General features: G+C 70.5%; 32 protein-coding genes. 10 read left to right on the forward strand and 22 right to left on the reverse strand.

What is annotated here, in order from left to right; all coding sequences use genetic code 11:
- Positions 1-29: 29 nt before the first annotated feature.
- The 4 genes from CCN37_RS16090 to CCN37_RS16105 form a co-directional block, all read right to left on the reverse strand.
- Positions 30-347 (reverse strand): cupin, encoded by a 318-nt coding sequence (locus CCN37_RS16090; protein ID WP_086821582.1) that lies wholly within the window; start codon positions 345-347, stop codon positions 30-32.
- Position 348: 1 nt separating this feature from the next.
- Positions 349-621: a hypothetical protein gene (locus CCN37_RS16095; protein WP_086821583.1), complete on the reverse strand. Its 273-nt coding sequence runs from the start codon at positions 619-621 to the stop codon at positions 349-351.
- 49 nt (positions 622-670) lie between these two features.
- Positions 671-6733: a type I polyketide synthase gene (locus CCN37_RS16100; RefSeq protein ID WP_168200691.1), complete on the reverse strand. Its 6063-nt coding sequence runs from the start codon at positions 6731-6733 to the stop codon at positions 671-673.
- A 100-nt stretch (positions 6734-6833) separates the two neighbouring features.
- Positions 6834-7013, reverse strand: a complete 180-nt coding sequence (locus tag CCN37_RS16105) for a hypothetical protein (protein ID WP_086821585.1) — start codon at positions 7011-7013, stop codon at positions 6834-6836.
- A gap of 36 nt (positions 7014-7049) precedes the next feature.
- Between CCN37_RS16105 and CCN37_RS42035 the strand changes: the two genes are divergently transcribed.
- Positions 7050-7181, forward strand: coding sequence for a hypothetical protein (locus CCN37_RS42035; protein ID WP_256388048.1), 132 nt, complete (start codon positions 7050-7052; stop codon positions 7179-7181).
- A 119-nt stretch (positions 7182-7300) separates the two neighbouring features.
- On the opposite strand, the gene CCN37_RS16110 is transcribed toward CCN37_RS42035, so the two are convergent.
- From CCN37_RS16110 to CCN37_RS16130, 5 genes are all read right to left on the reverse strand, one after another.
- A complete protein-coding gene (locus tag CCN37_RS16110) occupies positions 7301-7675 on the reverse strand; it encodes a hypothetical protein (protein ID WP_086821586.1) in 375 nt (124 codons plus the stop codon).
- A gap of 103 nt (positions 7676-7778) precedes the next feature.
- A complete protein-coding gene (locus CCN37_RS16115) occupies positions 7779-8480 on the reverse strand; it encodes a DUF6585 family protein (protein WP_086821587.1) in 702 nt (233 codons plus the stop codon).
- Between the two features lie 75 nt (positions 8481-8555).
- A complete protein-coding gene (locus tag CCN37_RS16120; protein ID WP_210408054.1) occupies positions 8556-10208 on the reverse strand; it encodes a methyltransferase in 1653 nt (550 codons plus the stop codon).
- A 243-nt stretch (positions 10209-10451) separates the two neighbouring features.
- Complete coding sequence (locus CCN37_RS16125) at positions 10452-11405, reverse strand: hypothetical protein (protein ID WP_246843078.1); 954 nt, start codon at positions 11403-11405, stop codon at positions 10452-10454.
- Between the two features lie 210 nt (positions 11406-11615).
- Complete coding sequence (locus CCN37_RS16130) at positions 11616-12581, reverse strand: helix-turn-helix transcriptional regulator (protein WP_086821590.1); 966 nt, start codon at positions 12579-12581, stop codon at positions 11616-11618.
- 69 nt (positions 12582-12650) lie between these two features.
- On the opposite strand from CCN37_RS16130, the gene CCN37_RS16135 reads away from it, so the two are divergent.
- Complete coding sequence (locus CCN37_RS16135) at positions 12651-13868, forward strand: MFS transporter (RefSeq protein WP_086821591.1); 1218 nt, start codon at positions 12651-12653, stop codon at positions 13866-13868.
- Here the strand turns inward: CCN37_RS16135 and CCN37_RS16140 are convergent.
- Together CCN37_RS16140 and CCN37_RS16145 are read right to left on the reverse strand one after the other, a co-directional pair.
- Entirely contained in the window at positions 13799-14206 is a 408-nt protein-coding gene (locus CCN37_RS16140) for a hypothetical protein (protein ID WP_086821592.1), read from the reverse strand. The genes CCN37_RS16135 and CCN37_RS16140 overlap by 70 nt on opposite strands.
- Positions 14203-15102: an aminoglycoside phosphotransferase family protein gene (locus CCN37_RS16145; protein WP_086821593.1), complete on the reverse strand. Its 900-nt coding sequence runs from the start codon at positions 15100-15102 to the stop codon at positions 14203-14205. Before CCN37_RS16145 ends, CCN37_RS16140 begins: the two co-directional genes overlap by 4 nt.
- A 97-nt stretch (positions 15103-15199) precedes the next feature.
- On the opposite strand from CCN37_RS16145, the gene CCN37_RS16150 reads away from it, so the two are divergent.
- Complete coding sequence (locus CCN37_RS16150; protein ID WP_086821594.1) at positions 15200-15448, forward strand: hypothetical protein; 249 nt, start codon at positions 15200-15202, stop codon at positions 15446-15448.
- Positions 15449-15595: 147 nt separating this feature from the next.
- Here CCN37_RS16150 and CCN37_RS16155 read toward each other — a convergent pair whose 3' ends face one another.
- Positions 15596-16735, reverse strand: a complete 1140-nt coding sequence (locus tag CCN37_RS16155; protein WP_086821595.1) for an MFS transporter — start codon at positions 16733-16735, stop codon at positions 15596-15598.
- Between the two features lie 50 nt (positions 16736-16785).
- On the opposite strand from CCN37_RS16155, the gene CCN37_RS16160 reads away from it, so the two are divergent.
- Both CCN37_RS16160 and CCN37_RS16165 read left to right on the forward strand, forming a co-directional pair.
- Entirely contained in the window at positions 16786-17250 is a 465-nt protein-coding gene (locus tag CCN37_RS16160; protein ID WP_371504302.1) for a winged helix-turn-helix transcriptional regulator, read from the forward strand.
- Positions 17251-17434: 184 nt separating this feature from the next.
- A complete protein-coding gene (locus tag CCN37_RS16165; RefSeq protein ID WP_086821597.1) occupies positions 17435-17779 on the forward strand; it encodes a hypothetical protein in 345 nt (114 codons plus the stop codon).
- 15 nt (positions 17780-17794) lie between these two features.
- On the opposite strand, the gene CCN37_RS16170 is transcribed toward CCN37_RS16165, so the two are convergent.
- The 6 genes from CCN37_RS16170 to CCN37_RS41555 all read right to left on the reverse strand — a co-directional run bounded on the left by CCN37_RS16170 (position 17795) and on the right by CCN37_RS41555 (position 20400).
- Positions 17795-17977 (reverse strand): hypothetical protein, encoded by a 183-nt coding sequence (locus CCN37_RS16170; RefSeq protein WP_168200692.1) that lies wholly within the window; start codon positions 17975-17977, stop codon positions 17795-17797.
- A complete protein-coding gene (locus CCN37_RS39035) occupies positions 17950-19011 on the reverse strand; it encodes a hypothetical protein (protein ID WP_143261630.1) in 1062 nt (353 codons plus the stop codon). The genes CCN37_RS16170 and CCN37_RS39035 overlap by 28 nt, the downstream gene beginning before the upstream one ends.
- Before the next feature lie 116 nt (positions 19012-19127).
- A complete protein-coding gene (locus CCN37_RS16175) occupies positions 19128-19442 on the reverse strand; it encodes a hypothetical protein (protein ID WP_086821599.1) in 315 nt (104 codons plus the stop codon).
- 89 nt (positions 19443-19531) lie between these two features.
- Positions 19532-19768 (reverse strand): hypothetical protein, encoded by a 237-nt coding sequence (locus tag CCN37_RS41550; protein WP_246843079.1) that lies wholly within the window; start codon positions 19766-19768, stop codon positions 19532-19534.
- 69 nt (positions 19769-19837) lie between these two features.
- Complete coding sequence (locus tag CCN37_RS42040; RefSeq protein WP_256388049.1) at positions 19838-19963, reverse strand: hypothetical protein; 126 nt, start codon at positions 19961-19963, stop codon at positions 19838-19840.
- A 200-nt stretch (positions 19964-20163) separates the two neighbouring features.
- A complete protein-coding gene (locus tag CCN37_RS41555; protein ID WP_246843080.1) occupies positions 20164-20400 on the reverse strand; it encodes a hypothetical protein in 237 nt (78 codons plus the stop codon).
- 13 nt (positions 20401-20413) lie between these two features.
- Between CCN37_RS41555 and CCN37_RS16185 the strand changes: the two genes are divergently transcribed.
- A complete protein-coding gene (locus tag CCN37_RS16185; RefSeq protein WP_086821600.1) occupies positions 20414-20914 on the forward strand; it encodes an ArsR family transcriptional regulator in 501 nt (166 codons plus the stop codon).
- Here the strand turns inward: CCN37_RS16185 and CCN37_RS16190 are convergent.
- Together CCN37_RS16190 and CCN37_RS42045 are read right to left on the reverse strand one after the other, a co-directional pair.
- Positions 20856-22781 carry a hypothetical protein gene (locus tag CCN37_RS16190; protein WP_143261631.1) on the reverse strand — a complete coding sequence of 642 codons (1926 nt, stop codon included), beginning with the start codon at positions 22779-22781 and terminating at the stop codon, positions 20856-20858. The genes CCN37_RS16185 and CCN37_RS16190 overlap by 59 nt on opposite strands.
- Before the next feature lie 230 nt (positions 22782-23011).
- The gene (locus tag CCN37_RS42045) at positions 23012-23146 is read right to left on the reverse strand and encodes a hypothetical protein (protein ID WP_256388050.1); all 135 of its coding nucleotides are present in this window, start codon (positions 23144-23146) and stop codon (positions 23012-23014) included.
- Between the two features lie 48 nt (positions 23147-23194).
- Between CCN37_RS42045 and CCN37_RS41560 the strand changes: the two genes are divergently transcribed.
- Genes CCN37_RS41560 through CCN37_RS16205 form a run of 3 tightly spaced genes read left to right on the forward strand, consistent with a single transcriptional unit; the run spans position 23195 to position 24113 of the window.
- Positions 23195-23620: a cupin domain-containing protein gene (locus CCN37_RS41560; protein ID WP_246843081.1), complete on the forward strand. Its 426-nt coding sequence runs from the start codon at positions 23195-23197 to the stop codon at positions 23618-23620.
- Positions 23617-23757 (forward strand): hypothetical protein, encoded by a 141-nt coding sequence (locus CCN37_RS41565; protein ID WP_246843082.1) that lies wholly within the window; start codon positions 23617-23619, stop codon positions 23755-23757. The genes CCN37_RS41560 and CCN37_RS41565 overlap by 4 nt, the downstream gene beginning before the upstream one ends.
- The gene (locus CCN37_RS16205) at positions 23754-24113 is read left to right on the forward strand and encodes a nuclear transport factor 2 family protein (RefSeq protein ID WP_246843083.1); all 360 of its coding nucleotides are present in this window, start codon (positions 23754-23756) and stop codon (positions 24111-24113) included. Before CCN37_RS41565 ends, CCN37_RS16205 begins: the two co-directional genes overlap by 4 nt.
- Before the next feature lie 35 nt (positions 24114-24148).
- Here CCN37_RS16205 and wrbA read toward each other — a convergent pair whose 3' ends face one another.
- A complete protein-coding gene (gene wrbA, locus CCN37_RS16210; RefSeq protein ID WP_086821602.1) occupies positions 24149-24748 on the reverse strand; it encodes an NAD(P)H:quinone oxidoreductase in 600 nt (199 codons plus the stop codon).
- Between the two features lie 11 nt (positions 24749-24759).
- Positions 24760-25494 carry a putative quinol monooxygenase gene (locus CCN37_RS16215; protein ID WP_086821603.1) on the reverse strand — a complete coding sequence of 245 codons (735 nt, stop codon included), beginning with the start codon at positions 25492-25494 and terminating at the stop codon, positions 24760-24762.
- 139 nt (positions 25495-25633) lie between these two features.
- Here CCN37_RS16215 and CCN37_RS16220 point away from each other — a divergent pair, with 139 nt between their 5' ends.
- Positions 25634-26455 carry a helix-turn-helix domain-containing protein gene (locus tag CCN37_RS16220; RefSeq protein ID WP_086821662.1) on the forward strand — a complete coding sequence of 274 codons (822 nt, stop codon included), beginning with the start codon at positions 25634-25636 and terminating at the stop codon, positions 26453-26455.

Raw genomic sequence — 26455 nt, forward strand, 5'->3', positions numbered from 1 at the left:
AGGCTAGCAGGGCGCCCGACCGCCTCCCGTCAGTGCGCGGGCACCGAGACGCACACCATCGTGGTGTCCTCAAGGGCTTCCACAACGCCCGGTGCCTGCTCCGGAACGTGCACGAAGTCGCCTCCGCGCACGGTCGCGGCGCCCACGCGGAGTGCTCCGCTGAGCACCACCCAGACCTCGGCGTAGGGAGCCGGGAGGTCGGCGCGCGCCCCCGCGCGGAAGAACGCCGTGTAGGCGCTCATCGACCCGCCGGTCTCCGCGTCGAGGGCGGGCGCGATGAGGACGTGGTCGTTGAAGCGGACGGCGTTCTCGCCGAGCTCCGAGCTGAACGCGCGGACCTGAGCCATGTCAGGCGTCGAGCTCGGCGGCGGCGACGGCGTGCACGGGTGGCGACTGGAGTCCCAGTTCCCGTGCGATGTCCGGGATCTCGGGGTCGGCGAGGAAGCCCTCGTAGTCCTTCGCGTCCCAGTCGAAGACCGACCACACCCGGTGCGGGTCGTCGGGGTCGAAGTAGGCGCGGGCGCCGCGGCAGCCGTGCTCCAGCCGCTTCCGAGCGCCAACGGTCTCGAAGACCTCCAGGAACCGTGCGGGGTCGACGACCCTGGCGATGGTGACGATCACTGTGAGCTCCCTTCCCCGGTGCTCATGACCGTAGAACCTCGACTCCGCTTCAGGTCAAGTCGAGGATGTCGGAGAGGCTGGAGATACTGGCGTTGCCGAGGAACTTCACGACGGGGATGTCCTTGCCGAGGTCCGCGCGGATGCGGGCGCGGAGTTCACTGGCCATGAGCGAGTCCATGCCCTGCCGGTTCAGCGGAGCGCCCGGGTCGAGATCCAGTCCCGACAGGTGCAGGATCTCGCCGATGGACGCACGGAGGTAGTCGCGCGCGTCCGACCGCAGCGGTGTGGGCTCAGGGGCGGGACTGGCGATGGGCGGTGGCGTGGAGTGGAGCAGTTCACGCAGCAGCGGGTTGCCCGCGGTCGTGGGATGGGCGACGGCCCAACGGGGCCAGTCGGTGGGGGCGAGCACGGCCTGCACCACATCAGCGGCTAGGTAGGAGTCGAGTGCGGCCAAGGCTTCGCGCGGGGAGAAGCCGCGCATTCCTTGGGGGACGCGCGAACCCTCCATCCGCGCGACGATGCCGACCTCGTCCCAGAAGGCCCAGTTGACGCTCGTCGCCGCCTGGCCACGGCCGCGTCGGTGCCAGGCGAGAGCGTCCAGGTAGGCGTTGGCGGCGGCGTAGGCGCCGAGCAGCGGGGACGGCAGGAGAGCGGAGAAGGAGGAGAAGAGGACGAAGAAGTCCAGCTCTCCGTTCGAGAAGAGCCGGTCCAGGACGTCGGCGCCAGCGGCCTTGCCGTCGAGCGCTTCGGCGAGGTCGGGGGTGCCGATCGCCTCGATGGCGTTGAAGGCGGCAGCTCCGGCGGCGTGCAGGACGCCACGCACGGGTGGCTTGCCGTCGCGCGCCCACTGGTCGAGCACTCCGCGCATGCCTGCCTCGTCGGCCGCGTCGACGGCGACGTAGTGAACGTCCGCGCGCGCCTGGAGTTCGCGCAGCTGGGAGGCGCTGGGGTGCTCGGCGAGCGGAGTGCGGCCGGTGAGCAGCAGGTGCCGGGCGCCGCGCTCGATCAGCCAGCGCGCGAGCACGGTGCCGATGCCGCCGAGGCCCCCGGTGATGAGGTAAGCGGTGCCACTAGGAACTGAACTGAGTACCGAATGGGCCGACGTCCGCTCCGCGGTGGGCTCGAAGGACAGGATGAGGCGGCCGACCTGCTGTGCGCGAGCGATGAGGTCGAACGCGGTACTGGCCTGAGCCGCGGGGAAGACGTGGTGCGGCAGGGGAAGCAGCTTGCCGCGTGAAGCGAGGTCGGCGATTTCGCGCATGGTGCGCTCAAGCCGCTCGGGCTGGCGCAGCGCGAGGTCGAGGATGTCGAGCGCGAAGAACGAGAGCGGCCTGCTCACGGGCGCGACCTCGGGTGCGGACGCGGCCTCCAGGGCGATCTTCTTGGTGAGCTCGACCCAACGCCCGTGCGGAGCGAGCACGCCGAAACCGGCCGCGCGGGTGACTCCGGAAAGCATGTTGATGACGACGTCGACGCCGCGACCGCGGGTGACCTCGTTGACGAGGTCGGTGTAGCTGGTGGAACGCGAGTCCCCGACGAACTCGATCCCCATGTGGCGCAGCAGGGAGCGCTTGTACTCGCTGCCCGCGGTCGCGATGACCGTGGCGCCCATGTGGCGCGCGAGCTGGACGGTCGCCAGGCCGACGCCGCCCGCCGCGCAGTGGATGAGCACGGTCTCCCCCGGCCGCAACCGCGCCAGCTCGTCGAGCGCGTAGTGGGCGGTGGCGAAGGTACCGGGGATCGTGGCGGCCTCGGCCGGGCCCAGATGGTTCGGGGTTCGCTGGACCAGCACCTGGGGAACCACGATGTGATCAGCGATGGGGCCTGAGGCGAAGGCGATCACCGGGTCTCCGACCGCCAAGCCGGTGACCGCTGAGCCCACCGCGCGGACGCGGCCCGCGAAGCCCGAGCCCAGGTCCGTGCGCGGATAGGGCTGGTCGTCGTACTGGCCGACCGCGAGCAGCACGGCGCGGAAACTGACTTCGGCGTGCGAGACGTCGATGGCGACCTCGCCGTAACCGGGCTCTCGGCGCTGCGCAGCTTCGAGATGCAGCGCTCCCAAGCCGTTCCCCGTGCTGACCAAGCACCTGGCGGCACCGTCCGGAACGGGTTGGATCACGACGTTGTGCGGCCGCAGCCGCGGCACCAAGCGCCGACCGCCGCGCAGCGCGACCTGAGTCTCCTCGTCGGCTCGGGACAGCTCCGCCGCCAGCGCCTCGACGGAAGAACCCGAGTCGAGGTCGACGAGCTTGCAGTGCAGCGCCGGGTACTCCGCCATCGCCGTCCGGCCCAGGCCCCACAACAGCGCCCGCGACGGGTTCTGACACGTCCCGTCCGCGGCCTGGGCGCCACGGGTCACCACCGTGATCGCGGTGCTGCGGGAGAGGAAGCGCAGGACGTCGATGAGATGAGCCAGGTGATCACGGCTCTGCACAAGAGAATTCGCGTCCAGCACGGACATGTGCACGATGTCGGTGGGCAACGCGGAACCGCTGAGCAGCGCGCTGACGTCCTCGCCGGGGTACGCGAGCGTGCAGCGCGCTCCTCGAGCTGCGAGGTGCGCCGCGAGGTCGTCGGCCACACCGCCGCCGTCGGCGAAGATCAGGTAGTGCCCGCCGGAGGGCTGCGGCAGAGCCGCGGCGGCCTCCCACGCGATCTGGAGACGGCCATCGTCGGCAGGCTGTGAAACGGCGGGCGTCAGGAAACGGATGTAGGCGTCGTCGGCCTCAGCCAGGACTCGGCCGTTCTCGTCCGTCACGACGGCCGTGCCACGGAAACCCGTCTCGTCTGAGCTGGTCAGGCGCGCGTGGCACCACATCGTGTCGGTCGGCGCGGAGTACAGCCGAAGCCGTCCGAAGCCCCCGCCGACGATCGACGCCTCAAGGTCTCCGCCGACCGAGCCCGGCGGGTTCGGCCCCAGAGCGACGATGCTGTGGCCGACGCTGTCCAGAAGCGTTGGGTGCCAGACGAATCCCTCGCCGGAAACGCCCTTGGGCCTGCACACCCGGGTCAGCACTTCGCCGTCGCCGCGCCACAGGTCGGTGACGCCTTGGAAGGTGGTTCTCCAGTCGTTGCCGAGCTGCTTGTAGTGCTCGTAGACCTCCGCGCCGGTCACGTGCCGGCCGAAGCGCGCCTGCACTTCGTCGAACTCCTGCGGCGGCGGGGGCGAGCCGGGATTCGACGACAGCGAGCCGCTGGCGTGCGCCGTCCACGTGGCCTCGCCGACGCGACGGCTGCTGACCTCGAACGGCCGACGCTCGGTGTCGGCAGCGCCGATTCGCAGTCGCAGCAGCAGTTCGTCGTCATGGTTCAGGAACAAGGCGCGGTGCAGCACGACATCGCTGAGCACGGTTTGCAGATCTTGGCCCAGCTGCCGCGCGGCCTGCATCGCCAGTTCCAGGTAGCCGACGCCGGGGAAGATCGCCTCGCCCTGGACCTGGTGGTCGAACAGGTAGGCGTTGCGCTTCAGGTCGAGGGGTCCTTCCCAGACCTGCCAACCGTCAGCGGTGTCATGGCGGGTTCCCAGGAGCGCGGGCTGGACTGCCTGCGGCTGCGCGTGCCAGTGTCGCTGAGCGCGCCAGGGATAGGTCGGCAGCCGCACGAAACGCGCCCCTGAGCCGGTGAGCGCGGGCCAGTTCAGGTTGTGCCCCTTGGTGTACAGCTGCCCGGCCGCCGTCAGCAGAGCGCGCCGCTCGGGCTGGTCGCGGCGCAGAGTGGGGATCGCGGCGTCATCCTCGCCCAGCGCCTCCATGACCGAGCCGAGCAGAACGGGATGCGGGCTGACCTCCACGTAGGTGACGGCGGCGGACTTGACCGCGTTCACCGCAGACCAGAACCGCACCGGCTCGCGCAGGTTCCGCGCCCAGTAGGCCGCGTCCACGTCCTCGATCGGTCCATTGAGGACAGTGGACCACATCGGCACGCTGGCCGGTTTCGGCCGCAGGTCTTGGAGTTCCTTCAGCAGCTCGTCACAGACGGCGTCGACCTGCGGGCTGTGCGAGGCCACTTCGACGGAGATCCACTGGCACGCGATCTCTCGCTCGGTGAGCCGGGCGCAGACCTCCTCCAGCGCCGCCACCTCGCCGGACAGCACGGTGGCCGACGGGCCGTTCACCACCGCCACCGCGACCCGGTCGGTGAAGCCCTCGATCTCCTCGTGCGCCGCCTGCTCGTCGAGCGCCACCTGGACCATCGCGCCCTGTCCGGCAATGCGGCCCAGCAGCGCGCTGCGTCGGCAGATGACCGCGACGGCGTCCTCCAGCGACAGGGCTCCAGCGATGTGAGCTGCCGCGACCTCGCCCATGCTGTGACCGATCACCGTGTCGGGTTCGAGCCCGAAGGCCTGCCACGTGCGCGCCAAGGCCACCTGCATCGCGAACAAGGCGGGCTGGACCTGCCCCATCGGCGCCTTCGTCAGCTCGCCGCGATCCACCAGCTCCAGCAGCGACCAACCGGCCTCGGCGGCGATCAGGCGACTGCATTCCTCGATGCCCGCCCGGAAAACCGGTTCGCGCGCAAGCAGGTCCTTGCCCATGCCGTCCCACTGCGACCCCTGTCCGGGGAACACGAACACCACTCGGCGGTCCTGCCCGCTGACCCGCGTCTCGGAGACCGAGGCCAAGCCCGAACGCAGTTCCTCGCGGCTGGAACCCACGACGGCGGCGCGGTGCTCGAGGTGCGTGCGCTTTTCGGCGGCGCTGAAGCACACATCGGCTGGTGATGCCTCGCCGAGGAAGTCCTGGTAACGCTGCGCCACATCGCGGAGCGCCTGCGGATCGCGGGCCGACAGCACCAGCAGGTGCGTGTCGTCCGCAGCGTCGATGACCTCCGGTGGAGCCGAAGCCGGAGCTGGGGCGCTGGCCATCACCACGTGCGCGTTCGTCCCTACGATGCCGAACGAGCTGACTCCGGCGATCAGGCGCTCGCGATCACGCGGCCAGGGACCGGCTTCGGTGTGCAGGGACAGCCCCAATCCCGGCCAGTCAACGGCTTCGGTCAGGTGCCGCACGTGCAAGCTCGCGGGCAGGTGCCGATTCTTCAAGCACAGCGCGGTCTTGATGACTCCGGCGAGGCCAGCGGCTCCCTCGGTGTGGCCCAGGTTCGACTTCACCGAGCCCACCAGGCACGGCCGATCCGATTCCCGCCCGACGCCCAGCACGGAGCCGAGCGCCCTCAGCTCCACGGGATCGCCGATCGCCGTGCCCGTGCCGTGCGCTTCGACGTAGTCCACGTCGGCGGGGTCCACCCCGGCGTCGGCGTAGGCCGCCAGCAGCGCATCCCGTTGTCCCTCAACGCCCGGAGCGGTCAGATAACCGCTCGCCTGGCCGTCGCTGCTCACGCCGCTGCCCAAGATCTGCGCGTAGATGTCGTCGCCGTCGGCGAGCGCGCGGGACAGCGCCTTGAGGACCACCACCGCGACGCCCTCGCTGCGCGCGAAACCGTCAGCTGAGGCATCGCCGAACTTGCACAGGCCGTCCGCGCTGAGCATCCCCGCGTTCTGCATGCTGTACCAGGACTGCGGGATCAGCGCGAGGTTCGTGCCGCACGCCAGCGCGACCTCGCACTCACCGCCGCGCAGCGCGCGCACAGCCAGGTGCAGCGAGGACATCGACGAGGCGCACGCCGTGTCCACCGTCAACGCGGGCCCTCGGAGGTCGAAGGCGTAGGACAGCCGCCCCGACAGACCCGCGCGCAGTCCGCTTCCCACAACGGAATAGATGTTGCGGGGCAGCCCGTCCCCCAGCTCCCAGTGCTCGGCCGCCTGCGCGCCGACGTAGACGCCGACCGGCTTCCCGGCGAGGTCGGACGCGCGGATGCCCGCGTCCTCGAACGCTTCCCAGGCGGTCTCCAGCAACATGCGCTGCTGGGGGTCCATGTGCAGGGCTTCGCGTGGGGAGATGCCGAAGAACGCGGCGTCGAACTCGTCGACGCCGCGTAGGAAACCGCTGGGCGGCAGGGACGTCGCCGCTCCCCACAGTCGCAGGCGCTCCGGCGGGGGCGCTCCCGTGACGCACCGCCGCTCCAGCAGCGCCCGCCACAGCTGCGCCGGGCCACGAACACCGGGGAAGCGGCAACCGACACCGACGAGGGCAACGGGTTCGGTGTCGGGCACTGGTGCTCTCCCCCAACGGTTCTGGCTGCTGGCGGGGGTCACCCTGGCATATGCAGTAGTCCTCTTGCGACAGTCGTCCCCAGAATCGGGGGCACCCCGATCAGGGCACGTAGCCCGCGTCGCTGACCGTCGTGCGGTACCTGGCGATGGCCCCCGCCTCGAACGGGCGCCACTTCTTCAGCCACGCCGCGCCCTCCAGCCGGAGGCAGGCGAAGATCCAGTCCGCCGGGATCGGCGTCAACCAGGTGAACTCGCCGAGCCCGCCGCCGTGGAAGGCCACGTGCCGAACTCAAAGGTGTCGCGGACGATGTCGCGGGTGACCTCCACCAGCTCGGACACGCGGATGCTGTACGACCAGATCGCGTTGGTCGAGCCCTGTCGCTCCCCCTTCTCCGGCCCGGTCGAGATGAGCGGGGCGCCGAGGGAGTTGGTGTTGACGATCCGATAGGTGCTGAGGATGCTGTCCGCGCCCTCGCCAGCTGGGTCGTGGGCCCGGCGGAGGAACCCTCTGACCGTCTCGGCACTCGGTACCCCGCTGCGGTGCACGAATCCGGTGCCGAGCAGGTCCTACGGCTCCTGCCCGCTGCCCGCGGCGCGGTGGACGACGGTGTCACTGCCCGCGGGTACCGCCGAGTCGGCCAGCTCGTCAGGCGCGAGGGCGGCGGCGACGCGTTCGCTGCGCGCCACTTCCTCGTCGGCGAGTTTGGCGCGCTCCGCTTGGAGGATCGCGTTCTTGCGCTCGAACTGCCGCAGGCTCCCCCACTCGCTGCCCTGCGGCGCGACGAGTTCCAGCAGCGCCGAGTTGCGCTGCTCCGGTGGCAACGCCTCGAACTCCGCGCGCGCCTGCGGCGTCAGCTCGGCGAGATGCGCCCGCCACTTGTGCGCCAACGCCGCCGCGAACTGCTGGACCAGCTGGTCTCTTGAGATGTTCGGGCTGCTCATGCGGCAACTGGTACGCGAGCCCGGGTGGCTCGGGCGGTGCTCGCGGGGCGCACCTGAGGGCACGTGTGCGTGCCCGTGCGGGCAGCCGGTGGTCCAGCGGGGGTCACGACGTTCTGCTGGCCTCCGCGTGGCACTGCCGGTGGCACAGGTTGAGGAACAGGTCGAGGTTGGGAATGAGGTGCACCGCCTCCGGAGGAAACAGCTGGCGCGCACGGGAATCGTTGAAGTAGACCGTGCCGTTGCTCAGCCCGAAGTCGGCGATGTCTCGCCACAGGGCGACTTTGCCCTTGTGCGTCAAGCCTTTCCGATCAACGATCACCCTGCCGAAGACCACGGGCTCGCCACGCTGGACCTTCACGAGCACCTCGGGGAGCTGAGCCCTGGTGATGCCGCGCTGGATCGCTCCGCCCCACGCTCCCGGGTGCAGGAACGGCGCTCCTGCCGTCAGCTCGGTGATCCCGAGTTCGCCCAGGTGCCGCTTGGTCAGGCTGTGCGAACCGGGTCCCATCGCGATCGCGGTACCGTCCGGGGCGATCAGGGTGTAGCGCGCCTCCACGAGCGCACCGTCGACCTGGACGCGGTACTGGAGCACTCGGGCCGTCCGCCACGCGTGCGCGGACTCGGTGCCATCTGGACCGGCGACCACGACACCGCGCTGATAGAGGTAGAGGCGAGCGTCCGCCCACTGCTTGGCGAACAGGGACTTCCTCGGCGCGAACGTGCCGCCCGACCAACCGCCGAGGTCGTGCTCAACGGCGAGCACGCCCACGGAAGCGGTCGGCTTCTCGACGGTGATCCGCCGCATGCGATCTCCTCGGTGGTGTGCTCCGGACCGGCGGCGCGACGGTAACCAGAAGCACTGAAATCCACCTGAAACCGCTCAGCGGCGGCGTGCGCGCAGCACGTGCCCGTCCAGCGAGAGCGGTTCACCTCCGACGACCTCGAAGCCCGCCGCCGTCAACAGCGCGCGGTACTGGGAGGCGGTGCGCTCACGGCCGCCGACGTTGCAGAGCATGTGGACGTCCCACGGCACGGCGAGCGAATCGGTGTCCGGGTTCTCCGGGAGCAGGCGCTCGATGACCAGCAGCTCGGCGTGCTCGGGCATGTTCGCCGCGCAGGTACTGAGGATCGCGTGGCACTGGGTGTCGTCCCAGTCGTGCAGGACGCGGGACAGGAGGTAGACGTCTCCGTTGTCGGGCACGGACTCGGTGAAGTCACCGGGAACCAGGGCGCAGCGGTCGGCGACGGCGGCCAGGGTCGGCTGAGCGGTGGCCAGCGCGTGCGGCCGGTCCATGAGGACGCCGCGCAGCGCGGGGTTGGCGACGAGCACTTGGGACAGCAGTTCCCCGTTGCCCCCGGCCACGTCGACCACCGTCCGCGCGGCCGAGAAGTCGACGACGCGGGTCAGCTCGGTGAACATGGCACCGCTGGCCGCCATGGACTGGTGGAACAGCTCCGCCAGCCCGGGATCGGCGGCCATGTGCGCGAAGTGGTGCGCGCCGAACACCCGCGCGTAGGACTCCTCGCCGGTGCGGACGGCGTCGGTGAGCGCGGCGAAGGACTGGTAGAACGGGCCGCCGTAGATCAGGGCCAGCGGGCGCATCGAGCCCTCGGCGTCCGAGCGCAGCAGCGAACCGAGGTCGGTGAGCGCGAAACCCGTCACCGAGGAGTGCACGACGCCCAGCGTGCTCAGATAGCGCAGCAGCCGTTCCAGGCTGTCCTGGTCGGCGCCGGTGGCGACCGCCAGGCCGGGTAAGTCGGAGGTCGTGGCGAGGTGGTCCGCCAGCCGCAGCTCGGCGGCGGTGGCGATCGCCTGGGTCGCCCACGCGCCGGTCAGCAGGCGCAGCAGGCTGGTGCCGGGCTCGGAGTCGCGCCGGTGTTCGGCGAGCACGCGCGGGAACTCGCCGGGGCAGTACAGCTCGATGCGGCGCAGCGCCGGGTCTGGGTGGTGGGCATCGCGGAAGTACAGGATCGTGGCGTCCTCGTGGACGTTGTAGCCACCCCCGTCCGGCCGCATCCGCGCGGTGATCGTCGTCCGAAGTCCTTGCAGCACAATCGGATCGGAGTCCGCCACGGCCAGCGCGACGTGGTTCTCCCTGCCGTGCAGGCGCTCGTCGGCGGCGATGTGCGCCAGCTCCGGCGGCGTCGCCATCGCGAAGATCTCCACCTCGCACTGCCTGCCCGCGCGGTCGGTCACCGGAGCGCGCAGGATGCCGATCTGCAACTCCTCGGCGGGCACGGCGTAGCGGCGGCTCAGTCGTTCCCGGACGACCACGCTCGGCGTCACCGGACCGACGTCGATGCCGTGCCTCGCCAACTCCTCGCCGAGGCCGTCCAGCGTCTCCGGGAAGATCAGCACGGCCGCGTGGGTGAGCGGCGCGTGCCTGGCCAGCGCCGCGCGCTCGGCCCTGCCCAAGGTCGGTATCGCCGCCGCGAGCACGGAATCGGTGTCGTTGGCCGCGATGAGCGTCCTCACCGCGCTGAGCCGGGCAACATCCACAGCGCTGAGCGCCGTCGTGATCATTCTGGTCATGCCCACTCTCCTGTCCGGAGAAGCCAGATCCGCCGCACGACGCCCGTCCACTTGGGCCGGTCGAGCACGACATCAGTTTTCAGTGACCGCGCTCACTACCAAGGTGTTTCAGGCAGGGCCGAAGACCTCCGTTCCACGAGCTGGGACAACCAGCGCCCAGAGGCGGGCTCAGCCGAAGGGCCGGTGTTCGCTCCTCGAACGCGTTGCACTCGCCGGGCGGCTTTGCCGGAGCCCGCGCACAGGTCAGAGTGGCCCCGGCCAGGCGAGCGCCCGCGCGATCTCGGCCGAGGGGAACGGAGTGCGCTTGCTCCGCGTGAGCAGCCGGTGGTGGAAGTCGTCGAGCACGAGAGCGCTCCGAGCGTGCCGGTCACGAACACCAGGAGCGACGCCGTCGGGCAGGTGGTGGCGCAGCAGGTGGGCGGTCACGTAGCAGCGGTCGTACACGAGGTGATCGGTGAGGAACGCGTTCTCCTCGGCGGAGAGTTCGAACTCGCGGCTCAGCGCCAGGCCGAAGTCGGCGAAGTACACGGTCCGGCCGTCGGTGAGCAGGTTGCTGAAGTGCGCGTCGAAGTGCACGAATCCGTGCGCGCTCAGGAAGTTCGCGGTGCCCAGCAGCTCCCGCTCGACCCGCTCGTGGTCCTCGTGCTCGTCCAGCCACTCGGCGAGGGTCTGCGGCACGTGCTCCAGGAAGAGCACGAGGCTGGAGCTGGACCGGCCGATCGCCTCCAGCCGACGACGCACAGCCGCTGAGCCCTCCCAGTGCGCGACGGTCCCGTCAACGCCACCGAACGCGTCGGCGAAGCCGGTTGGCGCGCTGTCGGGCAGGACGCGCCAGTGGTGCAGCAACGGGAAACCCGCGTGCTCGCCACTGAGCACCCACGCGGTGGTCATGATGTGCGCCGCCAGCTCGCGCCACGCTCCGAAGCCCGCCGACCCGATCCCGTACTGGTAGCACAGCGGCAGCTGGAACAGGTTGGCCGTCGAGCGCGCGTGCTCCGGCCGCAGCTCGACTTCGGTCAGCGGGACCCGCTTGACGAAGACGCGCCTCCCGCTGACGTCGATCTCGGCTGATCTGCCCCCGACGCCGGAGCCCAAGCTCGGCGCGCTGGCCACGACCTCCGCGAGTCGGCGATCACTGAGCAGGGACAAGCTCGTCCCGACGGCGATGTGCGCCGACATCCGGGCTGTCGCGTCCATGCCGCTGATCATGCCACTTGCGCCCCATGCGGACGGCATCACGACTCAGCTCCACTGTGCGCGTGTTCCACCGAACGTCCGTCCTCAATGGACAGAAGCGACGCCACAAGGCCGTCCTGCTGCCGCACCGGCTGGCCACACGTCCGCGGTGATCGGCCGCCACGATCCCTACTACGACTGCGCCACAACGGAATCCCGCCACCTGCTCGGCTAGGGGTTGTCAGAGGCGTTCACCACGACTTCCCCAGCGGCGGTCCGCGTGTACAGGACCGACTGCCCGGCCCGCCGCCGCTCCACCAGTCCTGCCTCGCGCAGCACTCGGAGATGCCGCCCGACCGATCCCAGCGCCTGCCCGGTCACGGCGACCAGCTGTGTGGTGCTCATCGGATTTCCCAACAGCACCAGCAGTTCTGCCCGCGTGCCGCCGATCAGCGCGCCGAGTCCGGCGGGTGCGGGCCGCTGCGCCTCGGCGAGCACTCCGAGGCACGGGTAGACCACGGCGTAGCGCTCCGGCCCCTCCCACGACACCCAACTGGTCTTCGGCGTGACCGGCATGAACAACAGCTCGGCACCGGCGGCGACCTCGCGTGGCGGGTAGTCGTTGAGGTTGACCTGGAACTGGCTCTCGCCGAGCCACCGAGTTCCCGGCTTCAGCGAGTCGAGCACGGCCGCCCAGCCGCCCCGGTTCACCCGCGCGGTCCGCGACACGATGTCCGCCTCCATGACACGCCGCCGGCGTTCCCAGTCCGGCCGCACCGTCCGCTCCCACACGAAGGTCAACAGCGAGGTCGCGCGCTCCGGAAGATCATCCCGGTCCAGCACGGCGGGCAGCGGGCCGCGCAGGGACACGCGGAGGTTGGCCCGCGCCCGCTCGGACCCGGTCGAGCGCACGCGCGCCACGGTCCCCTCGAAGCTCTCGCCCTCGCACGAGGTGGGGCAGAAGAAGTCCGCGATCCAAGACGTGCCGATCGCTGCGCGCACGAGCGGCTCGATGACCGGATCGGCGGCCAGGCGCGCGCGGTAGCCGGGCAGGTGCGCCCGCAACCAGCTGTCCTCACCCGGATGAGCGCCGGTCCCCGCGTACAGCAGCCGCAGGCTCGCGAAGGCCTCAGCGAACGGCGAGAGCACGAAACGGCTGCGCGCGAGGGTGTCGATGTCGATCTGCCACAGGCCCACGCCACCCCAACCTTTCGCACGTCCGCGAAAGAGTAAACACGGCCGGGAGTCGCTTCGAGAATCCGACGCATGCGCAGTTACCGCTCCCTGTTCCGCACGCCGGAGTTCACCCCGTTCCTGCTCTCCTTCGCCGCGGTCGCGGCGGCCCAGACGATCGGCGGCCTGGCCCTCGGCACGCTCGTCTTCCGGACCACCGGTTCCCCGCTGCTGTCGGCGGTGAGCATGTTCGGGCCGCAGCTGGCGCAGGTGCTGGGCGGCGCGTTCCTGCTCTCGGGCGCAGACCGCCTCGCCCCGCGAGCGCTGCTCTGCGGTCTCTCCCTGGCCTTCGCGGTCGCCATGGCGGTGCTCGCGCTGCCCGGCCTGCCGGTCTGGGCGATCTTCGCTGTGCTGCTCGCGCAGGGCTTGGTCTCCGCGCTCGGCGGCGGAGTGCGCGGCGGCCTGCTCAACGAGATCCTGTCCAGGGACGGCTACGTCCTGGGGCGCTCGGTCTACAACATGCTGTGGGGTGTCACGCAGATGGTCGGCTTCGCGGCCGGAGGCGCGCTCCTGACGCTGTTGTCCCCGCGCGCCTGCCTGCTCCTCGCGGCCGCGCTGTACGTCCTCTCGGCGCTCGCCACCCGGCTGGGCCTCACTGCCCGCCCTCCGCGCTCGTCCGGCCGTCCGTCGGTCTCGGCGACCTGGCGCACCAACGCCGTCCTGTGGTCCTCGCGCCCGCGCCGGTTGGCATACCTGGGTTTGTGGGTTCCCAACGGTTTGATCGTCGGCGGCGACTCGCTCTACGTCGCCTACGCTCCCGAGGCGGCGGGCACCCTGTACGCGTTCGGAGCGCTCGGCATGTTCCTCGGCGACATGGCCGTGGGCCGCCTGGTACCGCCCGCGACGCGGCCCCGGCTCGCGACCCCGCTGCGGCTGCTGCTCGCCGCGCCGTACCTGTTCTTCGTGCTCCAGCCCGGAGTGGTGCTGTCCGTCGTCGCCGTCACCGTCGCCTCGGTCGGCTTCGCCGCGAGCCTCCTGCTCCAGGAGCGCCTGATGTCGCTCACCACCGACGAGCTGACCGGCCAGGCGCTGGGCCTGCACGCCACCGGCATGACCGCCTTCCAGGGCATCGGCGCCGTCCTCGCGGGCACGCTCGCGCAGCTGACCTCGCCCGCCGCCGCGATCACGCTGATGGCCGCCGCGTCGATCACCGTGACGCTGCTCCTCGCAGCGCTGGGCCGTCAGACCGCTTCGAGCAGCGCCGAGACCTTGGTGATGCCCCCGCCGCCGTCGAACTCGAAGTGCAGGTAGTGGCCGTTCGCCTCGAACCTCTCGAAGGTCGGCCCCGTGCGCTCCGGTTTTCCCAGGCGGGCAAGGACTTCGGCCCTCGTCGCGGTCATGGGAACGCCTTCCACCAGCGCTTCCGGTCGCGGGTAGCCCTGGGCTTCCACGATCACCGCGACGAGCACGCCGTCCTCGAAGAGCAGATCCGTCCCGGCCACGGGGAAGACGTAGTACGTCGAGCCGTCGTCGAACTCCTCGATCTCCATCTTCGGCCCGACCAGCGCGATGGCGTCGAGGATGCGGTCATCTCCCTGCCGGAGCCCGAGCACGCCCAGCATCACGGCCATCTCACCTTTGATGATCACTGACACACCGCCCGTTCCAGTGCGACACGTCCCGCCGGTTCCCACGTCGGCTTCCCGCCGGGAAGTCCTAGCCTTCCGTTGCGCCCGATGCTGATCAGGCCCAGTGCTCGCAGGACCGCCCAGCCGCGAGCACGCGCGAGGGTGGCCTCGTCAACGTCGCCGTAGGCGTCGAAGAAGCGCAGCGCCGAGCCCTCCGGGAGGAGAATCCACGCGGCTGACAGGTCCGTCGCGGGATCGCCCGCGCACATCTCACCGAAGTCGATCACCCCGGCGAGCGAGCCCGCGCGCACGATCACGTTGGCGGGGTGCAGATCACCGTGCAACCACGTCGGCGGCCCGTGCCACGCGGGCGCCGCGACGGCCTCGTCCAGGACCTCCCGCGCGGCTTCGGCGTGCGGCTCGTCAGCGATGATCTCCAGCGGCTTGGTCGGCGCGCTCCGCATCTCCGCCAGCGGCGCGCTGCGCGTGGGATTGATCGGCGCGTCCGCAGGGGCATTCCGGTGCAACGCCCTGAGAAACGCCGCGAGGACCTCGGCGTCGTCGGCGCGCGCGATCGGCTCGCGGTCCGCTGGCTCGCCCTCGACCCAGCGCGCGATCGTCCAGGTGTGCCCGAACAACGCCGACGGCTCACCGACGCGCACCGGGACGGGGGTCGGCAACGGCAGGCGTTCGGCCAGCACCGGCAACCACTTCTGCTCGGTGCGCAGCAGCGCCGGGGCGCGTTCGGTGCGCGGCAGGCGAACCGCCAGCTCCGCGCCGAGGCGCCACTGCTGGTTGTCCCAGCCACCCTCGACCTCCCGGAGTTCCAGCTCCGCGAGGTCCGGGTGCTGCTCCCGCACCAGCGCCCGCACCAGATCCTGCTCCACCAAGGACTTCCGTTCCTCCACAGTAGACATTCACCCGAGAGTGAGGCGGTTGAGCACGAAGCCGCGCCGCCCACTATCCTCGCCCGCGCCCTGATCAAGATCACTACAGTAAGGACTCGGGGGATACATGCGTAACATCATCCGGCGCGCCAGCGCCCTCGGGGTGGCCACGGCCGCCCTGGCCTCGTTCTCCCTGGCGAGCGCGGGAACCGCCCAGGCAGCGGAGTTCAAGCAGTGGGGTCCCTACCCGACCTACAGCAACTGCATCGGCGAAGGCAGGTTCCGGGAGGCGCAGCTGCAGGTCGACCCGGGCTGGGCCTGCCTCAACCCCTTCCCGCACCTCGGTTGGTACGTCGCGGGCTACAAGAACTACTGACGCGTCATCGCGTCACACGAGGGCCGAGCCGGGGTTTCCCGGCTCGGCCCTTTCTTCGTGAGCGACGTCGAGAACCCTGGCGCGGCTTCGTCCCCGAGGAGACCGGACGAAGGAGACGCCGATGATCAAGCGCCTGCGGCTCAGGCACTACCGCGAGCACGACCAGACAACCAGCGCGCACATCGCGAGCGCCGCGCCGAGGACCGAGGAGCCCGTCCAGCCCACGGAGTCGACCAGCACGGTCGTCGCAGCGGCCCCGGACGCGGAGCCGAGCGAGTAGAACACCATGTACCCGCCGATCGTGCTGCTGGCGCGATCGGCGTAGGCGCTGGTCAGCACGTGCTGGTTGCTCACGTGCACGGCCTGGACGGCGAAGTCGAGCACGACCACCCCGACGACGAGCAACGTCAGGGACCACTCCAGCTGGCCGATCGCGAGCCAGGACGCCAGCAGGAGCGTGAGCGCGATGCCGGTGACCCGCCGCGCATGCCCGGCGTCGCCCCACCGGCCGGATCGGGCGGCACCCAGTGCTCCGGCGAGCCCGGCGAGGCCGAACAGGCCGATCTCCGCTTCGCTCAGCCGCCACGGCTCGGCGGCCAGGGGCAGCGCCATTCCGCTCCACAGCGCGCCGAACGAGGCGAAGAGGAAGAACGCGATCAACCCCCGGCTGAGGAACACCGGCTGGACGAACAGCTCCGCGAAGGAACGCAGTACCTGGTGGTACCGCGTGCCGCCCGCGCGGAGCTCCGACGGCAGCACGCAGAGGCTGAGCACCCCGAGGACGGCGGTGAAGATCGCCAGCGCGAGGTAGCTGCCGCGCCAGCCCCACACCTCCGCCAAGCCCCCGGTGACGACCCGGGAGCCGAGAATCCCCACCACCACACCGGAGGTCACCACACCGAGGTTGCGCCCGCGCTCGCCGGGTGGGGAGAGCGAGGCCGTGAAGGCGACCGCCGTCTGCACCACCACCGCGAAACCACCCGCGACGGCGAGACCGCTGAACGCCACCCAAGCCGCCGACGCGGACGCCGTGACCGCGAGGCCGACCGCCACCACCCCGAGGTGCGCCGCGATCAAGCGCCTGCGATCGAGCATGTCGCCCAACGGCACGAGCAGCACCAACCCGACGAGGTAGCCGAGCTGTCCCGCCGCCACGAACCACCCGACCGAGTCGCGCGGAACACCCAGCTCCTGCCCCATCGACCCCAGCACCGGCTGACCCGCGTAGACGCTGGCGACCGCGACCGCGCACACCACCGCCAGCAGCGACCTCGTCCCCGCGCCCACCGCACCCCACCTTTGGTTTCACTCTGCAACTCTTCGCAGAGTAGGTCAGAATGGTTTCAATGAGCAACTCATGGGAGGACAACGCGATGACGTGGACGGACCCGGACTGCCCGGTGGCGCGGGCGGCGGACCTGGTCGGCGACCGGTGGAGCCTGCTGATCGTCCGCGACGCGATGGACGGGGCGCGCTCGTTCACCGACTTCCAGCAGCGCACCGGGATCGCGCGCAACATCCTCGCCGACCGGCTCCGCAAGCTCGCCGCCCACGGCCTGATCACCCAGGTCGACCCGCCCTCGGGCAAACGCCGCGTGTACGCGCTGACCGAGGCGGGCAAGGACCTGTTCCCGGTGATCGTGACGCTGCGGCAGTGGGGCGAGCGCCACGCCTACGAGGAGGGCGAGCCGCACTCCGTCCTCATCGACGACCACGGCGAGGTGGTCCCGCCCGTCATCCCCATCGCCGCCGGCGGCCGATCGCTGACCAGCGACACGACCACGGTCCACCGCCACACCTGAAGCGGCTTTCGCTGCCGAGCCCAGAGCGCTCTCTCCGGAAGTTCCGCGAGCTGAAACACGCAGAATCTCCGGGTTCGATCAGCCCTGAAATCGAACTCTCAACACGACCGAACGGGCCGTCGCGGCTTACGCTACCGAGCGAACCAGCTGACCGGTCGCGTCCAGGCGACGGGAGAGGACCACCGTGCCGGGACCGATCGCTTTCCCCGTCGACTCCTTCACCATCGTTCTGCTCACCGAGGGCGAGAACGCAGCGACGCTGCCCCCGGCCGAGGTCGAACAGCTCGAAACCGAGCACATCCGGGCGATGCTGCGGTCGAAGGCGGAGGGCAGGCTCCACGCCATCGGGGCTGTGCAGGGCAACATCGAGACCACACCCGGCAAACCGCTGCTGTCGATCGGTTTCTGGAACGCCACCCCGGACGAGCTCCGCGCGATCATGGCCGAGGACAGCGCTGTGGCCTCAGGCGTCTACAGCGCGCAGATCGCCCGGTTCGTGTGTTCCCAGGGCTCCGTGCGCTTCGAGTGACGCCGTCCGCGCGAGCTAGGGCTGAGTCGGTCGGCCGTTCTCGTGCCATTCCCGGGCTTCCCCGAACACCTTGCCGCCCACGATCCAGCACACGGACCGAAGTCCACCCTCGTAGTACCACTCGCGCTGCACGCCCTCCGCGCAACCGTTCTTCACGATGGCGAGGCCGATCACGACGCCGTCCTCAGTGGTCTCCACGACCTCTCCGGTGAACGGCTCACCGTCGTAGACGTAGCGTTCGAACTCGTCGAGGGTCGTGTCATCGAGATCGACGCGATGCACGCAGGATCGCCTTGCAGTTCGCGCAGGCCGGGGCGCCAGCACGCCGCTGACGTTCCCGCAGCAACTCGTTCACCGCCTTGACCTCCGCGTGCGCAGCGGGTGCGGAGAAGTGGGCGTGCCCGAAGGCGTTCACCGCCAGATTGCCATCGCTGTCGGCGAGCACCCGGTGCCAGTAGGCCCGGTCGTTCGTCCGGCACGACGTCGCGGAGCTTGCCGTTGACGCCGTGGGTGAGCAGCCCGGTCCTGAGGTCGATCCCGATCGCCGAGCAGACCCGCTCCATGCCGAGGTTGCGCAGACCCGCAGGCGGCTTCACACCCGGGTTCGCTTCGCTCCAGTGCCGCTGCGGATGACTGGCGATCACGGCCCGCTGCTCGGAGATCCGCCGCACGTGGTCCTCGACGCGCTCGCCCATGACATGCGTGATCAGCCCGTCGGAATCCCGTTCCAGGCCGTCACGCTCGCCGGCCAAGCGCGTGATCTCCGCCCCGCGCGTCCGGTCCGGCGGCATCCCGAACGTGGTCTCATCGGATCGCTGGAGCCGTGTCTCGTACTGCGACGGCGTGGCCAGTGCGGGCTGTGCCTTGAACCTCGTCGAGTACGCGTCAGTGGCGGACGGCGGCTTGGAGCCGAACAGCCGAGGCACTGCGGCAGCCGCGTAGACGTCCGGAGCGGGCGGGTGAACAGGCGCTGAAGCTTCGGCGACCACGCCGAGGACCTTGGTGCAGCAGGACTCGATCCACGTCGCCGCCCACACGAGGCGCTCAGCCGATCCGGCGGCCTGCTGGAGGGCGGCGGCGCTCGCGTTCAACGGTGTGTCGCGTTCTCCTTGGGCCGCAAGCACACCAACGGCCGCGTCGTGGGCGTTGACAGCCGCCCTGCGCAGCACGTCCACGGGCAACCTGACGGCGATCCCCCGCAGCCGCGCCGCGAGTTCACGACACGAAGACATCGATGATCCCTCTGCTTCCCCGACAGAGGGATCATCGACGTGCACCGCGGCCGAACGCCACTGGTATTGGGCATCCACCGGGGCGCCGACCGACGGGTCGGCACCAGCCACGGTCATCAGGCGGGAGTGCCGCCCCAGCCGTAGATGTTGGCGTTGCGGTCACACCAGACGGTCGACCAGTTGCCCGCGGCGACCGGCTCGCCGTAGTGCGTGTACTTGTAGCCGTTGTCGTTGCGCTTGCAGTGGACGACGGCCCTGAAGGTCCCGAGGTCCGTGCACTTCACCTTGATGCCCTGGACCGGCGCGCTCGCACCGGTGGTGAACCACTCCTGACAGTTCGCCGGTGCGGCGGCGGCCTGGCCCGCGAACGCCGCCAACCCGCCGGACGCGATGGCGATGATCGCGGCCGCAGTGGCCAACTTCGTCTTCATCACAGCTCCACATTCATGTTCTAGTCCATAGTGGACTCGGCCATGATGCCCGAACATCGTTGCCGCCAAACGGTTTGCGCGTACCTGGTTCATGGGACACGAGACGTGAGCCAGTCGGCGACGCCCGCCACCACAGCCGGGTCGGCGTGCTGGGGCGAGAGGTAGTCGGTCGGCGCAGAAGGACCAGAGCCCGCGAAGAACACGTGGTCGCAGGACTCGTGGACGCGGATGACGACGTCCTGCCGGTGAGCCAGACCAGCACGCCAGCGCACGAGGTCGTCGGCGACGGTCACCTGGTAGTCGCGCCCGCCCTGAAGGATGAGCATCGGCCTGTCCAAGGCCGCCGAGGTCGCGACCGGGTCGTAGTCGCGCAGGTCCAGCCAGTACGAGGCGGGTCAGCCGAACAGCAGGTCAGCCGCAGGCGTCGCCGCCGACAACGCTGGATCTTCGACGAGCGCGGCCTGCCGGGAGAAGGACTCCGCGGCGGAGTCCATGGCGAGCCCCGGATCGAGCGCGACCACGCGGCGGGTCCACTCCCGGCTGCTGCTGGAGTAGCCGCACGGCGGCGACGGCGTGTCGCACGTACTCGTCGACCATCGTGAAGCCCGGCTCGGCGGCGACCGCCGGGTGGACGTGGTTCACCTTGTCGAAGCGCTGCACCGCCACGCCGCGGCTGGCCAGCCCCACGCGAGGTCCTTGAACGGCTTGTTCGGCCCCGTGGTCAGGTCCCGGTCGAACGGCCCCGCCGTCGAGGCGCGGTGATCGTGCCGGGCACGGCGAGCGCGTCGGAGCCGATCATGACCTCGTGCTCGGCGTTCTTCCTCGGGCGGGCGCAGCGCGGCGGCTTCCACGGCGCGGCGGGCGGCGCGAGAACCCCCTTCCACAACGACGGCGCGAACAGCTGCTCGATGTCCGCGAAACGCCCGTCCCGCGCCATCTCCACGACCGCCGTGGCCACCGACCGAGCTCCCATGAGCGACGGCCGGGAACTCACCACCGCGCAGCTGTGCGCCCGGATTCCCGCCGCGTCGAAGGCGATGGTCTACCGGCACGTCGACTTCCTCGCGAGCGAGGGAATCCTGGAGGTCGCCGACGAGCGTCGCGTGCGCGGCGCGGTGGAGCGCCACTACCGGCTCCGCCTGGACCGGGTGGCGGTGGACGCCGACGCCGTGGCCGAACTGACGCCCGAGGACCACCGCCGCGTGTTCGCCACCTCGATGGCCGTCCTGGTCGCGGAGTTCAACGCCTATCTCGACCGCGAGCACAGCGACCCGGCGGCGGACCTCGTCGGCGACCGGCAGCACGCCGTCCGGCTCAGCCGGGACGAGCCGGAGGAGCTGATCGCCGACCTGCGCCGCGTGCTCCTGCCCCGCCTGCGCCACCAACCCGCGCCGGAGCGCGCGCAGTGCCTCCTCAGCCCGAGCCACTTCCCGGTCGAGGAGCCACCCAGCTCGTCTCGTCCGGACCGGTGATGTGCTGGATCGACAGCTGGTGGCACGAGTTCGCCTTGTGCAGGACGGCGCTGAGGGCGTCCTTGCGCCGCGCGAGGAGACTGAAGATCTCCTCCGGCGGCGTCAGATCCTGCCCGCGCGCGTGCTGGATCGAGTGCCACCGCCCCAGGATCTCCAGCATCATGTCGACGACCGCGCGCCCCGCGTGGGCGGTCGCGACGTCAACAGGGCCCGCGAACCTCCCGTGGTGGAAGGCGATGTTGCGCGTCGTGTAGAGCCATTCGAGCAGCGCGTGGCACGTGTCCTGCTTGTCCTGCAACCACTTCGCGAGCAGCGGAGGTCGCGCCAGCCGCTCGCGCCACAACTCGACGTTCTCCTCCGCGAGCCCGCCCGCGAACGCCGCCAGCGCCGTCACGGCGTCCCACGCCGACTGCCTCCCGGCGCGGGGCGGCAGCAGCAGGTCCAGCCAGCGATCCGGCTCGATGAGAGCGGGTTTGCCTGACGTCATCGGCACGTGCGCGTCGACGAGGGCCATCAGCGCCGTGGTCTCGTCGACCGCGCGCTGGTGAGCCGCCGCGGAGTCCAGCCATGCCTGCCGAGCTGCGGCGATCACTTCGACTGTTCTCCCCAACGCGTTCTCCGCGCGCTTCAAGGCGTCCTTCGCCTTTCGCGCCCGCCCGGCGAGCCGCCTCAGCTCCTCGGCGACCATCAACCTGAGCTGCGTGTGCGCGTCGATGACCTGCTGACGCAGCACCTGCATCGCGCAGGCGCGCGCCAACCGCGACGACTTCTCCGCCAGCAACCCTGTCGACTCGATCGCGTTCCAGCACAGGGCGGCGCTCGTCATCGGCGCCTCCACCCGCTGGGCGATGTGTGCGATCCGCAGCGCCGCCCGCAGACCTTCCGACCGCGAGGCCGACAGCGGCGCGGCGCGCTTCACGCTGGCCTTGGCCGGTTCCCCGAGCACGGGCTTCTCGTCCGGCCCGGTGACCTGCCACGGTCCTTCCAGGGTCAGGTCCGCGACGCGGTTGCCCGCCACGTACTGGTCCAGCGCCTCGCTGATCGCGCGCCTGCCGAGGACGACTGCGGTGCCCAGGTCAGCCGCGTCGACGGGAACCCGCACCAGAACGCCGGCGCGCGTGATCGGCTCCAGCTTCGCCAGCAGCGCGGTGGACGGCTCCTGGTTCGCCGTGATCGGCCACTGCCGGGCTCCGGGGAGCAGGTCGTCGAGCTCGTCCAACGACCGCGCGCCGCTGACCAGCACCGTGAGGTAGTGGCGTCGCGGAGTCGGCCACAACAGCGCCGAGATCGCCGCCGCGTCCGGCCGCCCCTTGGCCAGCAGATTCGTCAGGTCGTGCTTGAGCGCGTCCGCGTCGCGCCCCCTGAGGTAGACCGATACCGCGATCTCCGCCGCCGCCTTGGCTTCCTTGCCGAGATCGACCGCCCTCGCGTCCCACAGCGTCCCCAGCCGCTCCTCCACCGCCTTCGCGATGTCGGTGATCCACGACTCCAGCGCGCTCGTGTCCGGGCGCTGCAAGGGATTCGCCGTCAGCGCCTCCGTCGTCGCTTCCAGTTCGTGGAGGGCAGCCCGCAGCCCCGCTCGCGCTGGGAACCCCGGAAGTGCCGCGCGCACGCAGACCGCGCTGGTCCGGAGTACCCGCAGGAGCTGCCTGCCCTGCGGCTGGTCGTGCGCGATGTGGCTCTGGAGCGCGTCGTGCGCCCTGATGAGCGCGACCAGGGCGCTGTCGCTCGTCGCCGCGTGGAAACCGAGCGCCGAGCCGTTGTCGAGCGCGCGCAACACCGTGTGCAGCAAGCTCTGCTGACGGCGCGTGAGGCCCGCCGTGACAAACGCTTCCCGCACTCGTGTGTCGCTGCTCGATCTTGCCATCGCTGCAACCCTAGAACACGCGCGCGCTTCCCTTCAGGGAGTTGGCGCGGCGGATGAGCGTGAGTGCGATGCCGGTAGCGGCGGCGTGGACGGGCGCGGCGTGGGCACGGGGGTCGAAGCGGCTGGTGGGACCGGCGACGCTGACGGCGGCGACGACATCGTTGGGGCCGAGGAAGGTGGCGGCGACGCCAGATCCAGCCGATCGACGTGCCCGGCCTGTACTTCAACAGCTACAACTCGTCCTTCTTCAGCCCGCTCAACGCGGAGCTGGCCGCGCTGTGGATCGCCGCCGACCTCGCGGGCGCGCTCACCCTGCTCGACGCCGGGACCAGGCGCGCCGACGTCACCGCGCAGCTGGCGTTCATGGACGAGGCGATGGACCGGCACCGCTGCCGGGGCACGGCGATCTGGACTTGCAGATCGGCAAGCTCACCCGCGCGGCGCACTGGCTCAACCCGGTCGCGCCGTCCGCCCACCGCAAGATCACGCCCGCGCTGCTCGACCGGCTCAAGGCCGCGCCTGTGGAGCACCAGCACCACGTCTACCGCACCGGCGAGGGCACCGATGTCGGCGCGATCGGGCTCGGCATCTACACGCGGCTGACCGGGGCGGACACCAAGGGCACCCACTCGCTGTTCGAGTACGTCGTGCCGCCGAACCTCGGTGGGCCGCCCACGCACCTCCACTCCCCCGAGGACGAGCTGTTCACCTGCGTGCAGGGACGCGTGGCCGTGGAACTCGACGGCGAGGAACACGTTATGGGGCAAGGAGAGTCGCTGCTGATGCCGCGAGGGCCCCGCACATGTTCCGCAACCCCTTCGACGAGGAGACCCGCGTGATCGCCGTGGTGTCCCCGCCTGGGCTGGAGAACTACTACCAGGCCCTGTCGGAGCTGCCGCCCGGGCCGCGCGACATGAAGCTGGTCGCGGAGATCATGGTGCGGCACGGCCTGTCCTTGCAGAAGAAGCCGTCGTGAGCCGCGCGGACACGGTGCGGCGGATGTGCGCCGCCGTCGACGCCGGGGACGCGGAGTCATTCGGAACCTGGTTCGCCGAGACCGCGACCTACACCCTCGGCAACAACGAGCCGCTGGTCGGCCGCGCGGCCGTGGTGGCGGCGACGGCGGGTGCCGCAGGGGCGCTGCCGTGGGTCCGGCACGTGGTCGACCAGGTCGCCGAGGTCGGTGACCAGCTGTTCTGCCGCTTCACCATCGAGACCGAGGCGCCGGACGGGCGAGCGCTCGCGCTGCCCTGCGTCACGGTGATCTGGATGGACGGCGAGGAGATCGTGGACTACCGCGTGCACATGGACATACCGCCCGCGCTGGTGTGAACAAAGAAGGGGGCCCGGTCCGGGCCCCCTTTCTCTCACGCCAGCGTGGCCGCGATCCTCGCCACGTGCTGGCCCTGGAACCGCGCCATGGCCAGCTCCTGCTCGCTCGGCTGGCGTTCGCCCTTGTTGCCGGTGATCGTGGACGCGCCGTACGGGCTGCCGCCCTTGACCTCCTCGAAGCCCATCTGCCGCTCCTCGGTGTACGGCAGGCCGACGATCACCATTCCGTGGTGCAGCAACGTGGTGTGGAAGCTCAGCGCGGTCGACTCCTGGCCGCCGTGCTGGGTCGCGCTGGCCACGAACACCGAGCCGACCTTGCCGACCAGCGCGCCGTTGGCCCAGAGCTGGCCGGTCTGGTCGAGGAAGGTCCGCATCTGCCCGGTCATGTTGCCGAACCGGGTGCCGGTGCCGAAGATGACCGCGTCGTAGTCGGCGAGTTCGCCCGGTTCCGCGACCGGTGCGCGCTGGTCGGCCTTGCCGCCCATGGCCTCGAACGCTTCCGGCGCAATGGTTTCCGGCACGCGCTTCAGGCTGACCTCGACCCCCGAGACGGTGCCCGCACCTTCAGCGACGGCCTGCGCCATGGTCTCGATGTGGCCGTGAATGCTGTGGTAGAGCACGAGAACCTTCGTCACGTCTCCGCCTTTCACGCCGCTAGGGCTTCTTCTTCGGTGGTTGGACTGTGCAACGTGCCGAGAAAGCGTTGGCACGCTTCGATGTCGAGTTCGTCCATGCGCCACGCGATGTGGCCGTCCGGGCGAATCACGTAGAGGGCCTGCGAATCCGGTTCGGTCAGGCCGTAATGCTCGAACACCTGCGCCGAATCCGCTTGGTGAACACGTTCGTCCGGCCGGGCTTCGACGCGCGCGACGAGGTGCGCGGCCACGCCGAGCGCGTCGAGCGCCTTGGCGTGCTCGGTGACCTCGGCAGCCGTGAGGTGCTTGCGGGACAAGGCGACTACGTGCAGTTGATAGCCCTGGAGCAGGTCGAAGATCTGCTCGCGCGCGTTGATCCCGGCGTCCGGGGCGCGCTGTCCGGCGAGCGGTCCTTTGAGCGAGTACAACAGCTCGTTGACGTTGATCGCGCTCGGTCGGTAGCCGAGGCTCAGCTGCGACAGTCGGCGGAAGGACTCCTGGACGTACGGCTGAGCGAGGTGCCGCTCCAGGTCGGCCTTCGACCAGAACACCTCGTAGATCACGAACTGCGAGGTGTCCGCGCGGTCGCGGTGCGCGTGGAACTCGACCGCCCCGGGTTCGGCCCGCAGCGGTTCGACGAGGCCGAGGATCAGCTCCTCCACCCTCTCCGCGTAGCCCGGCTTGGCCGTGGCGAAACCCAGATGGGCGCACGGACCCGTCTCGTCGGGGTCGGGCTCAGGCAGCATCGGTTCTCCCGGGCGGAAGTGATTGAACAAGCGTTGAATTCACCTTCGCAGCCCGTTCGCGACTCCTCCCAGCGCGAGTCCCGGTGAGCGGGACCGCCCGCACATCAGCGATGCTGTGCGCGTGGAGTACGTCTCCAGAGTGCCGCGACCACCGCTGGACGGGCTGATCGACGACCTCTACCACCTGGAGGGCGCGGCGCCGTACGCCTGGCTGACGCTGCCGCCCGCGCCGAACGCGCTGCTCGTCCTCAACCTCGGCGCGCCGTTCCGCATCCGTGCCAGCGACGACGTCGAGATGGCCGAGTACGCCGATGGCTGCGTGCTCACCACGCCCACCCGCGCGGTGGAGTTCAGCTACCCGCCTCAGACCCGCTCCGTGGGCGTGCACTTCAAGCCGTGGGGGCTGGCGCCGTTCCTGCCGATGCCCGCGGCCGAGCTGTGCGACCGGCCGGTGACGGTGGAGCAGGTGTGGGGCCGACGCGCCGTCGCTGAGCTGCGCGACCGGCTGACCACGGCGAACGGGCCGCACGAGATGCTGGCGCTGCTCGAAGCGGAGCTGATGCGACGGCTGCGGGAGATCTCGGGCCTGGGGCTGGTCCGCCACACGAGCGGCGTCATCGCGGCGAACAGCGGGGCCGTGACGATCGGTGACCTGAGCACGTCCGCCGGGGTCAGCAGCACCCACCTGGCACAGCGGTTCAAGGCGCTCATCGGCGTCACGCCGAAGCGGCTGGCCCGCACCTACCGCTTCACCTCCACGGTGTTCGCGATCAACCCCGCCGAACCGATCGACTGGAGCGCGGTAGCCGGTACCGCCGGGTACTTCGACCAGGCCCACTTCGGCCACGAGTTCCGCGCGTTCACCGGGCTCACGCCGACCCGCTACATCGAAGTCCGGCAGCGGTTCCTGCGCGAGAACCCCGGCCACGCCCTGGACGGGTGGCCGCTGCCCGCCGATTGA

It is taken from the genome of Allokutzneria sp. NRRL B-24872 (assembly GCF_002155965.1).
Lineage (GTDB): Bacteria > Actinomycetota > Actinomycetes > Mycobacteriales > Pseudonocardiaceae > Allokutzneria.

Bases quoted from the DNA above. Each gene is read 5' to 3' on its own strand.
- CCN37_RS16090 (WP_086821582.1), bottom strand. From the start codon at position 347: ATGGCTCAGGTCCGCGCGTTCAGCTCGGAGCTCGGCGAGAACGCCGTC.
- CCN37_RS42045 (WP_256388050.1), bottom strand. From the start codon at position 23,146: ATGAACGCCAGCTGCGCGGTGACGTCGGCGCGCCTGGTCCCGGCGTCG.
- CCN37_RS16185 (WP_086821600.1), top strand. From the start codon at position 20,414: ATGAGCGACGGCCGGGAACTCACCACCGCGCAGCTGTGCGCCCGGATT.
- CCN37_RS16115 (WP_086821587.1), bottom strand. From the start codon at position 8,480: ATGCGGCGGATCACCGTCGAGAAGCCGACCGCTTCCGTGGGCGTGCTC.
- CCN37_RS16110 (WP_086821586.1), bottom strand. From the start codon at position 7,675: ATGAGCAGCCCGAACATCTCAAGAGACCAGCTGGTCCAGCAGTTCGCG.
- CCN37_RS16125 (WP_246843078.1), bottom strand. From the start codon at position 11,405: ATGGACGCGACAGCCCGGATGTCGGCGCACATCGCCGTCGGGACGAGC.
- CCN37_RS16215 (WP_086821603.1), bottom strand. From the start codon at position 25,494: ATGCTGCCTGAGCCCGACCCCGACGAGACGGGTCCGTGCGCCCATCTG.
- CCN37_RS39035 (WP_143261630.1), bottom strand. From the start codon at position 19,011: ATGTCTTCGTGTCGTGAACTCGCGGCGCGGCTGCGGGGGATCGCCGTC.
- CCN37_RS16160 (WP_371504302.1), top strand. From the start codon at position 16,786: ATGGTTTCAATGAGCAACTCATGGGAGGACAACGCGATGACGTGGACG.
- CCN37_RS16120 (WP_210408054.1), bottom strand. From the start codon at position 10,208: ATGACCAGAATGATCACGACGGCGCTCAGCGCTGTGGATGTTGCCCGG.
- CCN37_RS16190 (WP_143261631.1), bottom strand. From the start codon at position 22,781: ATGGCAAGATCGAGCAGCGACACACGAGTGCGGGAAGCGTTTGTCACG.
- CCN37_RS16135 (WP_086821591.1), top strand. From the start codon at position 12,651: ATGCGCAGTTACCGCTCCCTGTTCCGCACGCCGGAGTTCACCCCGTTC.
- CCN37_RS16150 (WP_086821594.1), top strand. From the start codon at position 15,200: ATGCGTAACATCATCCGGCGCGCCAGCGCCCTCGGGGTGGCCACGGCC.
- CCN37_RS16175 (WP_086821599.1), bottom strand. From the start codon at position 19,442: ATGAAGACGAAGTTGGCCACTGCGGCCGCGATCATCGCCATCGCGTCC.
- CCN37_RS41550 (WP_246843079.1), bottom strand. From the start codon at position 19,768: ATGCTCATCCTTCAGGGCGGGCGCGACTACCAGGTGACCGTCGCCGAC.
- CCN37_RS16145 (WP_086821593.1), bottom strand. From the start codon at position 15,102: ATGTCTACTGTGGAGGAACGGAAGTCCTTGGTGGAGCAGGATCTGGTG.